General features: G+C 75.0%; 11 protein-coding genes, 1 tRNA gene and 1 pseudogene. 4 read left to right on the top strand and 9 right to left on the bottom strand.

The window, feature by feature from the left end; genetic code table 11:
* On the bottom strand, window positions 1-983 hold a 983-nt coding region (ribD, locus tag ACOJUF_RS19440), incomplete at its 3' end, for a bifunctional diaminohydroxyphosphoribosylaminopyrimidine deaminase/5-amino-6-(5-phosphoribosylamino)uracil reductase RibD (RefSeq protein ID WP_420123469.1).
* 42 nt (window positions 984-1,025) lie between these two features.
* Window positions 1,026-1,814 (bottom strand): dioxygenase, encoded by a 789-nt coding sequence (locus tag ACOJUF_RS19435; protein ID WP_420123468.1) that lies wholly within the window; start codon window positions 1,812-1,814, stop codon window positions 1,026-1,028.
* A gap of 121 nt (window positions 1,815-1,935) precedes the next feature.
* Here ACOJUF_RS19435 and ACOJUF_RS19430 point away from each other — a divergent pair, with 121 nt between their 5' ends.
* The gene (locus ACOJUF_RS19430) at window positions 1,936-2,430 is read left to right on the top strand and encodes a MarR family winged helix-turn-helix transcriptional regulator (RefSeq protein ID WP_420123467.1); all 495 of its coding nucleotides are present in this window, start codon (window positions 1,936-1,938) and stop codon (window positions 2,428-2,430) included.
* Between the two features lie 88 nt (window positions 2,431-2,518).
* On the opposite strand, the gene ACOJUF_RS19425 is transcribed toward ACOJUF_RS19430, so the two are convergent.
* Both ACOJUF_RS19425 and ACOJUF_RS19420 read right to left on the bottom strand, forming a co-directional pair.
* Window positions 2,519-2,591 (bottom strand) — tRNA-Thr (locus ACOJUF_RS19425).
* 54 nt (window positions 2,592-2,645) lie between these two features.
* Window positions 2,646-3,932 carry a L,D-transpeptidase gene (locus tag ACOJUF_RS19420; RefSeq protein ID WP_420123466.1) on the bottom strand — a complete coding sequence of 429 codons (1,287 nt, stop codon included), beginning with the start codon at window positions 3,930-3,932 and terminating at the stop codon, window positions 2,646-2,648.
* A gap of 310 nt (window positions 3,933-4,242) precedes the next feature.
* On the opposite strand from ACOJUF_RS19420, the gene ACOJUF_RS19415 reads away from it, so the two are divergent.
* Window positions 4,243-4,833, top strand: a complete 591-nt coding sequence (locus tag ACOJUF_RS19415; RefSeq protein ID WP_420123465.1) for a Rieske (2Fe-2S) protein — start codon at window positions 4,243-4,245, stop codon at window positions 4,831-4,833.
* Window positions 4,834-4,890: 57 nt separating this feature from the next.
* Here ACOJUF_RS19415 and ACOJUF_RS19410 read toward each other — a convergent pair whose 3' ends face one another.
* Window positions 4,891-5,721: a PSP1 domain-containing protein gene (locus tag ACOJUF_RS19410; RefSeq protein WP_420123464.1), complete on the bottom strand. Its 831-nt coding sequence runs from the start codon at window positions 5,719-5,721 to the stop codon at window positions 4,891-4,893.
* 111 nt (window positions 5,722-5,832) lie between these two features.
* Here ACOJUF_RS19410 and ACOJUF_RS19405 point away from each other — a divergent pair, with 111 nt between their 5' ends.
* A complete protein-coding gene (locus ACOJUF_RS19405) occupies window positions 5,833-5,970 on the top strand; it encodes a hypothetical protein (RefSeq protein WP_420123463.1) in 138 nt (45 codons plus the stop codon).
* On the opposite strand, the gene ACOJUF_RS19400 is transcribed toward ACOJUF_RS19405, so the two are convergent.
* The 3 genes from ACOJUF_RS19400 to ACOJUF_RS19390 all read right to left on the bottom strand — a co-directional run bounded on the left by ACOJUF_RS19400 (window position 5,971) and on the right by ACOJUF_RS19390 (window position 8,831).
* Complete coding sequence (locus tag ACOJUF_RS19400; RefSeq protein WP_420123462.1) at window positions 5,971-6,504, bottom strand: DUF427 domain-containing protein; 534 nt, start codon at window positions 6,502-6,504, stop codon at window positions 5,971-5,973.
* Between the two features lie 190 nt (window positions 6,505-6,694).
* Complete coding sequence (locus tag ACOJUF_RS19395; protein ID WP_420123461.1) at window positions 6,695-7,915, bottom strand: DNA polymerase III subunit delta'; 1,221 nt, start codon at window positions 7,913-7,915, stop codon at window positions 6,695-6,697.
* Window positions 7,908-8,831: a class I SAM-dependent methyltransferase gene (locus ACOJUF_RS19390; RefSeq protein WP_420123460.1), complete on the bottom strand. Its 924-nt coding sequence runs from the start codon at window positions 8,829-8,831 to the stop codon at window positions 7,908-7,910. Before ACOJUF_RS19390 ends, ACOJUF_RS19395 begins: the two co-directional genes overlap by 8 nt.
* Window positions 8,832-8,962: 131 nt before the next feature.
* Here ACOJUF_RS19390 and ACOJUF_RS19385 point away from each other — a divergent pair, with 131 nt between their 5' ends.
* Window positions 8,963-10,213 (top strand): NAD(P)/FAD-dependent oxidoreductase, encoded by a 1,251-nt coding sequence (locus tag ACOJUF_RS19385; protein WP_420123459.1) that lies wholly within the window; start codon window positions 8,963-8,965, stop codon window positions 10,211-10,213.
* Window positions 10,214-10,238: 25 nt separating this feature from the next.
* On the opposite strand, the pseudogene ACOJUF_RS19380 reads toward ACOJUF_RS19385, so the two are convergent.
* A pseudogene (locus ACOJUF_RS19380) lies at window positions 10,239-10,754 on the bottom strand (hypothetical protein); the annotation flags it as partial.

Below are 10,754 nucleotides of genomic sequence, written 5' to 3'. Positions count from 1 at the left end.
CGGGCGAGCGGTCCGGCCGCGCGCAGGGCGACGACCTCGTCGACAAGGCCGGCGTCGAGGAAAGCCGCGGCCACCCGGGGGCCGCCCTCCAGCAGGACGTGCCGGCGCCCGCGGCGCCACAGTTCGGCGAGCACGGCGGCGGGATCGACCCGGCCGTCCGCCCCGGCGCCGGGCGACTCCGCGGTGGCGATCCAGGTCGGCGCGGCCTCGTCCCGCACCCGGGCGGCGGCCGGCGTGCGGCCCGCCGAATCGAGCACCACCCGCAGGGGCTGCCGCCCCACCGGCCGCCCGTCGGCGTCCCGGACGGTCAGCTGCGGATCGTCGGCCAGCACGGTGCCGACGCCGACCAGGATCGTGTCGATCCGGGCCCGCAGGGCGTGCACGTCGGCCCGGGACGGCGGTGAGGTGATCCAGCGGCTGGTGGCGTCCGGCGCGGCCACCCGACCGTCGAGGGTCATCCCGACCTTCCAGGTGACGAAGGGCCGGCCCAGCCGCATCGCGCCGAGCCAGACCCGGTTGACGTCCTCGGCGGCGGCGACCGCGGCCGGGATCGCCGGATCCGCGGCCGGTCCCGTGGCGGCCAGGGCGGGCAGGTCGACCACGTCCACCCCGGCGGCCCGCAACCGCGCCAGGCCACCGGCGGCCGGCGGCCACGGATCGCGGACCGCGACCAGGACCCGGGCCACCCCGGCGGCCAGCAGCGCCTCCGCGCAGGGCCCGGTCCGTCCGGTGTGGTTGCAGGGTTCGAGGGTCACGACCGCGGTCGCGCCGCGGGCGAGCGGTCCGGCCGCGCGCAGGGCGACGACCTCGGCGTGCGGGCCGCCGGGGCGCTCGTGGAACCCCTCGCCCACCGTCCACCCGCCGGGGGCGAGCAGCACGCAGCCCACGACCGGATTCGGCAGCGCGGTCGCGGCTCCGCGCCCGGCCACCACGGCCGCCCGGTGCAGCGCGGCGAGCTCGGCCGGGGTCAGGACGGCAGTCACGGGATCAGTGTGCCCAGTGCCGTGACCGCGGCCGCCGACGGGTCAGTTGAGCTGGAACGACCGCTTGGACAGTCCGTACCAGAAACCGTCGACGGTGGTCTCGCTGTGCTGCCAGTCGTCGGCGGTCGCGCCGAGCGAGACGTACAGCGGCGCCCAGTGCTCGGTCCGCGGGTGGGCGATCCGGGCGGCCGGGGCCCGGTGTTCGAAGTCCAGGATCGCGTCGATGTCACCGGACTCGACGGCCTCCTTGGCCCAGTGGTCGAACTCCTGGCCCCAGGCCGGGCCGGCGTTGCTGGTGTCGCCGAAGGTGGCCAGGGACAGGTTGTGCGTGGTGAACCCGGAGCCCATGATCAGCACGCCCTGGTCGCGCAGCGGCGCGAGCCGGCGGCCGACCTCGAACAGCCCCCGCGGGTCGAGGGTCGGCATCGACACCTGCAGCACGGGGATGTCGGCGGCCGGGAACATCTCCACCAGCGGCACGTAGGCCCCGTGGTCCAGGCCGCGGTCCGCGTCCTGGTGGACCGGCTGCCCCGGGCGGTCGAGCAGCGCGGCGACGTCCCGGGCCAGCTCCGGGGCACCGGGAGCCGGGTAGGTCACCTGGTAGTAGTGCTCGGGGAAACCCCAGAAGTCGTAGGTCAGCGGCACCGTCCGGGTGGCGCCGACCGCCAGCGGGGCGGACTCCCAGTGCGCGGAGACGACCAGGATCGACGACGGCCGCGGCAGATCGCGGCTCCAGGCCGCCAGCTCGCCGGTCCAGACCGGATCGTCGGCCAGCGGGGGCGCACCGTGGGACAGGTAGAGCACCGGCATGCGATCGGCGGGGGCGGTCATGGACGTCTCGATTCGGGGGAGTGGGAACGGCTCGATGTCCACAGTCTATCCGAATTTAATTGAGCGTTCAAGTACTTGTGTCGCTCCGGGGTTGCCGCAACCGCTGGCCCATAATCGGGGGATGCGCGACGATCCGTGGCTCACCGAGGAGCAGCAGCTGGTCTGGCGCGCGTTCCTGCGGATGTCCGGGCAGCTCAACGACACCATCGAGCGGGACCTGCAGCAGACGGGCGGGATGCCGCACGCCTACTACCTCATCCTGGCCATGCTGTCCGAATCGCCGACCCGCTCGCTGCGGATGAACCAGCTGGCCGAGGCCGTGCGCTCGTCCCAGTCCCGGGTCTCGCACGCCGTCGCCCGGCTCGAGGCGTCCGGCTGGGTGCGGCGGATCCCGGCCCCCGGGGACCGGCGTGGCCAGGTCGCCGAGCTCACCGAGTCCGGCTACCAACGGCTGCTCGAGCTCGCCCCGGGGCACGCCGAGGTGGTGCGGTCGACGATGTTCGATCCGCTGACCCCGCAGCAACTGGAGAACTTCCGGGACATCTGCGCGACGATCCTGGCGGCGATGGCCGACCGCGGCATCACCTCGGAGTACCCGCCCGCCCCGCCCTGCTGAGGGCACCGGGCCGGTTCGGTCGCGCCCGGCGGTGCGGGCACCGACGACGAAGGGCGCCCCGCACCTGACGGTGCGGAGCGCCCTGACGAGCCGCTGTGGGGAATCGAACCCCAGACCTTCTCATTACGAGTGAGACGCTCTGCCGACTGAGCTACAGCGGCGGCGTGGGAGAGTCTAGCCGCTCCGGCGGGCCATTCCGACCCGGCCGGGCCCGGTCACGCCGCGGACAGCGCCTTCCACTGGTCCCAGCTGTAGGTCCAGTCGTAGATGTCGCCGTCGGCCGGCGAGAGCTGCACGCTGGTGCCGGTGACCTCGACGGGATCCCCGATCATCGCGGTCTTGAAGTACGCCTCCGCGTTGGCCGCCGACAGGTTGATGCAGCCGTGGCTGACGTTGACCACGCCCTGGTCGTCCACCGTGCCCTGGTTCTGGTGGATGAACTCGCCGTTGTCGCTGATCCGCACGGCCCAGTGCTCGGTCACGTTGGTGTAGCCGTACGCCGGGTTGCTCATCTTGGTCGTCTCCTGCATGTCGGTGACGACGTGGATGCCGGAGCGGGTGACCCGGTTCGGGTCGCCGATCAGGTCGCCGCTGCCGTAGGAGGCGTCGTAGGTGGCCACCGTCTGACCGTCCTGCTGGACGACGATCTGGTGGCTGTTCGCGTCGGCCAGCACGACCTGGTTCCGACCGATGGTGAAGTCGCTGGTGACGTTGTCGCCGCCGAAGTAGCCGTCGCCGAACGGCAGGCCGTAGATGTCCGACTCGACGTGCACCTTCGTGTTCGCCGGCCAGTAGTCCTTGGGCCGCCAGTCCAGCGACGGCCACTTGTCACCGTCGTGCCTGATCCAGGCCCAGGCGCCCTCGACCGCCGGTTCCGTGGTGATCTTGACGTGCTGCTCGATGAGCGCCTTGTCCGCCGGCTCGTAGCCGAGGTGGACGATGACCGGGGCGGCCACGCCGACGACCGCACCGTCGCCCGGGGAGATCGAGGTGGTGATCTGGTCGACCGGGGTGACGGTGGTGAAGGAGCCGGTGATCGGGACCGACCGGCCGTCGGTGCCGACGGCGGTCCCGGTGACGTCGTACTGCTTGCCGTAGCCGAGCGGCTCGCCCAGGGTCCAGCTGGTGTGATCGGCGGACAGGGCGCCCGAGACCTGCTTGCCGTCCGGATTGGTCATCGTCAGGTCGCTGATCGTGCCGGACGCGACCGAGACCGACACCGGCGCGGTGGGGGCGAGGTCGTCGGTGCCGAACGCGGGCGAGGCCGTCACCACGGCGACCGGCTTGGGCGCCGCGCTGCTCGTCGTCGCGCCGGCGGCGGTCGAGCCGCCGGCGGCGTCGGACCCGGCCGACCGACCGGCGCTCGAGGCTGATTGGCCCGCCGCCTGGGTCAGGGTGCCGCCACCGGTGCTGCCCGAGCACGCCGTCAGGGCGACCACCAGACCACCGAGGGCCACGATCGTCGCGATCCGCCGGAGGGCGGCGGTACGGGTGGTGGTCATGCGGTCCTCCGGGGAGTTCAGGGCGGGCGCCGGGACGTCCAGGACGCCGGGATGCAGACGCGCGGACCCGCGACGGCGTTCATCCGCCGACCCCAGCATGCCGGGGTCCGGGTCGGGCGGGCGTGAACCGGGTGGTCGCGCGACCGGCGCGCCATCGATCACGGCTGGTCAAGGATATTCGCGGGGCGAAGAATCGGGCGGCATCGCCAAGGCCTGTGACCAAGGCCACCCGGCCCGGGCGACCCCGGGTGGCCGCAGCCGACCCGCACACTGGGGTCGATCCGTTCGTCTCGAGCCGCCGGGAGCAGTGGTGTCCACCTTCGAATCCGACAACCGGTCCCCCGGTCCCGACCCCGCGGGGCCGGCCCGGCCCACCGGACCGGGCGCACCCACCGCCCCGGCAGGCTCGGGCGATTTCGCCCCGCCGGCGGCCGGCCCGACCCGGCCCGCCACCGGGCCCGGCGCGCCGAGCGGCCCGGGCCCGGGTCACTCACGGCGCGGGCTGATCGTCGGTACCGGCGTGGTCGTCGCGGCCGCGGCGGCGGGCACCACCTGGTTCCTACGGTCGGGAGGCGGCGACCCGGACCCCGGTCCCGGCTCGCTCCCGCCGGCCGGGACGACGCTGGGCGCACTGGCCGACGTCCCGCCCGGCGGCGGCACCGTCTACCCCGACCAGCAGGTCGTGGTGACCCGGGGGCCGGGCGACGCCGTCCGCGCCTTCTCGGCGGTGTGCACCCACCAGCACTGCCTGGTCTCGCGGGTCGACGGCGGGGAGATCGACTGCCCGTGCCACGGCAGCGCCTTCGACGCCACCACCGGAACGGTGCTGCGCGGGCCGGCCCGAGCCGCGCTGACCCCCGTCGCGGTCACGGTCGTCGACGGGTCGGTGGTGACGACCTGACCCGGACGAGCCCATCCCGGGCCGGCGGTGCGGGACCGGCCGGGGTTCAGCCGGGGTTCAGCCGGGGGTCTGGTCGCGGGATTCGTAGGCCTTGCGCGACCCGCACACCGAAGCCTTCGGGCAGACCTGGCGGGAGCCGTCGGCGGCCAGCTTGATGACGACCGAGTCGCCCGGGACGGAGTGGCCCACCACCCGGCCCGGCCCGGCCGGGCTGTCGACCTCCTCGCCGATCGCCGGGGCCGTCGCCTTGAAGTCCTGGTAGAGCGGATGCTCGTACTTCAGGCAGCACATCAGCCGGCCACAGGCCCCAGAGATCCGCATCGGGTTCGCCGGCAGGTCCTGGTCGCGGGCCATCGCCAGGGTGATCGGTTCGAAGTCGCGCAGGAAGGTCGAGCAGCAGGTGTCCCGGCCACAGGATCCGATGGCGCCGGTGACCCGAACGGCATCGCGGGCGGCCAGCTGGCGCAACTCGATCCGGGTGCCCAGAGTGGCCGACAGATCGCGCAGCAACGAGCGGAAGTCGACGGTCTCGGGCGACGAGTAGTAGATGACGGTCTTGCCCACCGTCCCCTGCGGATCGACGGCCAGCACCTTCATCGGCAGCCCGTGCTCGCGGATCAGCCGGCGGCTGGCGACCAGGGTCCGGGCCTTGGCCCGGCGCAGCTGGTCGGTGGCCGCCAGATCGGCCTCGGTGGCCATGCCCACCAGCACCGGGAAGCCCTCGGTGTCCTCGCTGGAGTACTCCGCGGCCCACACCACCCGCGCGGCGACCGCGCCCTGCTCGGTCGGCAGCATCACCATGTCCCCGACCTGCGGCCGCAGGTCCCCCGGGTCCGCGTAATGCAGCTGCCCGTTCGCGGTGAAGGTCACGGCGCACAACATGCCCATGTCCAGCCACGGTACGCGGTACGGGGCGAGCCGCCCGCCGACCCGCCCCCGGCCCTCCCCCGCCGTCCCCGGACCCGGCCGGCGGCGGGCGCTCTGGGTAAAGTGCGCACGATGAGCGGGACGACGCGACGCATCCTGACGGCCAAGTTCCTCGCCCTGAGCCTGCTCGGGCTCGGGCTGGTGGTGGCCGCGGTGGTCCACCGCCGGTCGACGGCGCCGGTCCCGCCGGTGGGCGTGGTCGCCCGCTGATCACCAGCCCCAGGTACCGGGCTCGCCCTTGAACGGGCCGACCACGTCGTCGGTGATCCACCCGCCGTAGAAGCCGCCCGCCTGCGGCCGGACCCGCTGCCCGTCGACCGTGCAGGTCACCATCGACGGCATGAACGAGACGTAGCCGCGGATCGGCTCGAACCGGGCCGTCGGCCGTTCGTAGCTCCACGCCGCGGCCTCGATCAGGACACCGCCCGGACCGACCACGTCCCAGTAGGTCGCGGCGCCCTTCCACTCGCAGATCGTCGAGCGATGACGCGAGGGCACCAGCGTGTCCGGCCGGACGTCGGCACGCGGCAGGTACCAGCTGGGCGGGTGGCTCGTCTCCAGCACCCGGTAGGCGCCGGTGGTGTCGACCACCACGGCCGCCCGCTCGTCCGCCGGCCCGCCGACCGTCACCACCACGTGGCGGGTCGACGGCACCAGCGCGGGTGGCCGGGGGTAGTCCCAGGCGGATTCCTGGCCGGGGGCCGGCTCGATGGGCGTGACGCCCCGGGGTCGGGATCGGACCATGACCCATTGTGCGTCGGCCGGCCCCGGGGGGCGGTCGGCGGGCTCCCGCGGCCGACTCCCGGCGCGGCCGGTCCCCGGGCGCGACCGGTGCAACGGCGCGACCCGGTGCCAGGGCGCGACCCGGTGCAGGGGGCGCCACCGGCGCAGGGGCGGGACCGGCCCAGGGCGCGACCGGCCCAGGGCGCGACCGTCAGCCGACGCCGGCCGGCGACCGGGGGCCGGCGTAGAGGGCCATCATCATGGCCTCGATCGCGATCTGGGGCTTGACGTTGAGCTCGATCGCCTCCCGGCAGGCCAGCACGGCGTCGACCGCGGCCAGCGCCCCGGTGGACCCCAGCCGGGCCGCGGCCGCGTCGATCTGGTCGGGGATGTCGGGATTGAGCAGGACGGCGTCCGATCCCAGGCTGCGGGCGAGCACGTCGCGGTAGAACCCGGACAGATCGACCAGGGCGCGGTCGAGCACGTCCCGCTCGGTGCGGGTGGCCCTGGACTTCTGCCGGCGTTCCATCTCCTTGACCACCCCGGCCGAGCCACGGGCGGCCCCGACGGCGCCCTTGCCGGTCCCGCCGGCCCCCAGGGCGGTGCGCAGCTCGGCCAGCTCGGCGGCGTCCCGACTCTCCGAGACCGACGTCGCCTCGCCCTTGGCGTGCCCCAGCAGCTCGGCCGCCTGGGTGAACACGTCGCCCAGGGTGCGCAGGGCGGCGGGCACGGCGAGGATCCGCCGGCGTTGCTCGCGCGCCTCCTCGTCCCGGGCCAGCCGCCGGGCGCGGCCGACGTGCCCGGCCGAGACCGAGGCGGCCCACTGCGCGGTCGGCGGATCGATGCCGTCCCGCCGGGTCAGCACGTCGGCGATGGCCGCGGTGGAGGGCGTCCGCAGGCCGACCACCCGGCACCGGGAGCGGATCGTCACCGAGACGTCGTCGGGGTGGGTGGACGGCGCGCACAGCAGGAACACCGTATGCGGGGCCGGCTCCTCGACCGCCTTGAGCAGGGCGTTCGACGCGCCCTCGGTGAGCCGGTCGGCGTCCTCGATCAGCACGATCTGGTACCGGCCGGTGGCCGGACCGCGAGCGGCCAGCTGGACGACCGCGCGCATCTCCTTGACCGAGATGGTCAGCCCCTCCGGCACCACCGCGCGGACGTCGGCGTGGGTGTGGGCCAGCACCGTGCGGCAATGGCTGCAGTGGCCGCACCCGCGCAGCGGGCACTGCAGGGCGGCGGCGAACGCGCGGGCCGCCACCGACCGCCCGGATCCGGCCGGCCCGGTGAACAGCCAGGCGTGGGTCATCGCCGCGCCGGGCACGCCCGGATCGCCGTGCGAACCGGCGACGGCCAGGGACAGTTCGTCCACCGCCGCCTGCTGGCCGACGAGGTCGTCGAAAACCACCGCGGGTGGGGGCGGCTCAGACACCGGCGGCACCCCCGTCGGTCCGCTCCGCCCGATCCGGCACCACCCGGTCCGGCACCACCCGGTCCGGCAGCGCTCGATCCGGCACCACCCGGTCCGGCAGCGCCCGCCCGAACGCCACCAGGGAATCCAGGCGGCCCAGGTTCGCCCCGGCCACCGGCGAGCGGACCACGTCGGTGACGACCAGACCGGCCCGGGCGGCGACCAGGCCAAGCGTGCGCGGGGTGAAGTGCCAGATGTGCTGCTCGGGCTTGAGCGTCCACCACCGGGCGCCGAGCACCCGGGCCGGCACCGACGAGACGTACGGCACCGACAGCGCGAACACCCCGCCCGGGGCCAGCCGCGACCGGACCTCGGCGAGGAAGGCCAGCGGGTCCGGCACGTGCTCCAGGGTGTCCCAGAAGCAGACGACGTCGGCGGGCTCCCGCGGGGCGTCGGCCAGCTGGCCGGCCACGACGTCCAGGCCGAGCTCGTCCCGGGCGACCCGGACCCCGGTGCGGGACAGCTCGACGCCGCGCACCGCGTACCCGGCGTCCCGCGCCGCAGCCAGGAACAGCCCGTACCCGCTGCCGACCTCGAGCAGGCGGGCCGGCGGCCGGCGTCGCGCGGTCAGGCCGGCCAGCCGGCCCCTGGTCCAGGCGCGCTGCAGGAGCATGGCCGGGGACCGGGCCGAGCGGTCCCCGTAGACCCCGCCGTCGAAGTAGGCCGGCTCGTCGTAGAGACGCTGCAGGGCGTCGGCGGTCAGCCGGGGCGAGACGAAGACCAGCGCGCACACCGGGCACCGCACGACGCCGAACGGCGGCACCTCGTGCCGCAGCTCGCCCGGCACCCCGCACACGCAGCAGACGACCGGTTCGGTGTCGGCCGTCGACCACTGCGCTGCGGGTGGGGCGGCGGGCACGGCAGGGCGGTCGGGCACCGGGCAGACCTCTCGGCAGGACTGGGCGAATCGGACCCGGCCACCGTAGCCGAGCCCTCCGACAGCGCGGCCCCCGCGAGCGCCGGCACTTTCTGTTGTCGGTGCCGGGGCGGCGGGGCACTGTAGGCGGCATGACTGACCAGACGTTCGTGATCGTGGGCGCGTCCCTGGCCGGCGGCAAGGCCGCCCAGACGCTGCGCGAGGAGGGCTTCACCGGCCGGGTCGTCCTGATCGGGGCCGAGACCGAGCCGCCGTACGAGCGCCCGCCGCTGTCCAAGGGCTACCTGGTCGGGTCGGACGAGCGGTCGTCGGCCTACCTGCACGAGGCCGGCTGGTGGGCCGAGCACGACATCGACTGGCGCCCGGGCACGGCGGCGGTCGGGCTGGACCCGGCCGCGCGCACGGTGGCGCTGCACCCGGCCGACACGATCGGCTACGACCGCCTGCTGCTGGCCACCGGATCGGCGGTCCGCACCCTGGACGTGCCCGGCGCCGACCTGACCGGCATCCATCACCTGCGCACCCTGGACCAGTCGGACGCGCTGCTCGCGGCCTTCCGGGCGGGCGGCCCGGTCGTCGTGGTCGGCGCCGGTTGGATCGGGCTGGAGGCGGCGGCCGCCGCCCGCGGCCACGGGTGCCCGGTGACCGTCGTGGAGACCGCCGCGCTGCCGCTGCAGCGCGTCCTGGGCGACGAGGTCGCGACCGTCTACCGCGACCTGCACGCCGCGCACGGGGTCGAGTTCCGGTTCGGCGCCGGAGTGCGCGAGTTCCGCGGCGCGGACGGCCGCCTGCGGGGGGTGGTGCTGGACGACGGCACCGAACTGGACGCGGCGATCGCGGTGGTCGGCGTGGGCATCCGGCCGGTCACCGAGCTGGCCGAGGAGGCGGGCCTGACCGTCGACAACGGCATCGTCACCGACGCGCTGTTGCGGACCTCCGACCCGGCCGTCTTCGCCTGCGGGGACGTCGCGTCCTCCTACAACCCGCTGCTCGGCCGGCACCTGCGCGTCGAGCACTGGGCCAACGCTCTCAATGGCGGCCCGGCGGCGGCTCGCGCGATGCTGGGCGGCACCGAGGAGTACGCGCCGCTGCCCTATTTCTTCTCCGACCAGTACGACCTGGGCATGGAGTACTCGGGCTGGGTGGCTCCGGGCGAGTACGACCGGGTGGTGTTCCGTGGGGACCCGGCGGCGAACCCGCAGGCCCCGGAGTTCCTGGCCTTCTGGCTGCGGGACGGGGCGGTGCTGGCCGGGATGAACGCCAACATCTGGGACGTCAACGAGGACATCCAGCAGCTGGTCAAGGCCGGTCTCGAGGGGCGGGCGGCGGATCCGGCCAAGCTGGCCGACCCGGACGTGCCGCTGGCCGACACGCTGATCTGAGCGGGGCCACCCGGCGCCGATCGGATCAGGCGACCTTCTCGGGCTCGATCCGCGCCGGGGACCGTTCCCGCAGCACCGACGCGATGCGCTCGGTGACCTCGGCGTTGATCACGCCGTGCTCCTCGGACAGCGGCCGGACCACCAGGTAACGCTCCGGGGTGTAGGAGGCCCGGTCCCGATAGGCCTGGACCGGGTCGACGCGCTCCCCGTCGTCCGGCTCGTCGTCCGGCTCGGCGTCCGGCCGGGTCCCCGCGCCCGCGGGCGGTCCCCCGCCCGGCCCGTCCGTCGCGACCGCGGTCGGCCGGTCCGCCGAGACGGCCGTCGGCCCGCTCGTCGACCCGTTGGTCGAGACCGTGATCGGCGGCCGGCCGTCGGGGACGGGTTGCAGGTGCGGCTCGGCCGGCGGGACGCCGGCGCCGGTCGGCGGGACGGCCCCGGCCGGCGGGACGGTTCCGGCCGGCGGGACGGACCCGGCGGGCGAGCGGGCGCCGTCGCCGAGGGGGAGGTCGACCACCTCGGCCGGGCCCGGCGGGATGGCGTC

The organism is Nakamurella sp., from assembly GCF_048594475.1.
In the GTDB taxonomy this organism is placed as follows: Bacteria; Actinomycetota; Actinomycetes; order Mycobacteriales; family Nakamurellaceae; genus Nakamurella.
Note: the sequence above shows the minus strand (reverse complement) of the source record. Positions and strands in the feature narration are given on the sequence as shown.

Excerpts from the sequence above, each read along its gene's own strand:
- ACOJUF_RS19435 (WP_420123468.1), bottom strand. The coding sequence starts at position 1,814 with ATGACCGCCCCCGCCGATCGCATGCCGGTGCTCTACCTGTCCCACGGT.
- ACOJUF_RS19430 (WP_420123467.1), top strand. The coding sequence starts at position 1,936 with ATGCGCGACGATCCGTGGCTCACCGAGGAGCAGCAGCTGGTCTGGCGC.
- ACOJUF_RS19420 (WP_420123466.1), bottom strand. The coding sequence starts at position 3,932 with ATGACCACCACCCGTACCGCCGCCCTCCGGCGGATCGCGACGATCGTG.
- ACOJUF_RS19410 (WP_420123464.1), bottom strand. The coding sequence starts at position 5,721 with ATGGGCATGTTGTGCGCCGTGACCTTCACCGCGAACGGGCAGCTGCAT.
- ACOJUF_RS19405 (WP_420123463.1), top strand. The coding sequence starts at position 5,833 with ATGAGCGGGACGACGCGACGCATCCTGACGGCCAAGTTCCTCGCCCTG.
- ACOJUF_RS19400 (WP_420123462.1), bottom strand. The coding sequence starts at position 6,504 with ATGGTCCGATCCCGACCCCGGGGCGTCACGCCCATCGAGCCGGCCCCC.
- ACOJUF_RS19385 (WP_420123459.1), top strand. The coding sequence starts at position 8,963 with ATGACTGACCAGACGTTCGTGATCGTGGGCGCGTCCCTGGCCGGCGGC.